The 263-nt window shown below is 52.5% G+C and carries 1 pseudogene; it reads left to right on the top strand.

What is annotated here, in order from left to right:
* Positions 1–118, top strand: a pseudogene (locus ACFILW_RS10385) (chromosome partitioning protein); the annotation flags it as partial.
* Positions 119–263 lie beyond the last annotated feature (145 nt).

Raw genomic sequence — 263 nt, 5'->3', positions numbered from 1 at the left:
TAATGAACAAGAGCGGGTTTTTGCTCAGTTATTGGGTGTTTGGCAGAGAGCAGATGCGCAGACAAAGGCGCGGTTTTATGATTATTTGAACAAGCAATCGGGGGAGGTGCTGTCATGAAGAGGCATGGTTGCGGGCAGCTTGATTTTTTCCAAAAGCCGGTTTTTCCCTGCCGCGAACCCGTTGCGCAGATTGATTTAGGGCGGTTTCGCTCGCGCATTAAGCGTGCGATGGCGCGGGCTTTGAGAGAATGCCGGCATGAGCG

It is taken from the genome of Bartonella sp. TT110JLCBS (genome assembly GCF_042193405.1).
GTDB lineage: Bacteria > Pseudomonadota > Alphaproteobacteria > Rhizobiales > Rhizobiaceae > Bartonella.
This window is presented reverse-complemented; position numbering and strand designations above follow the sequence as displayed.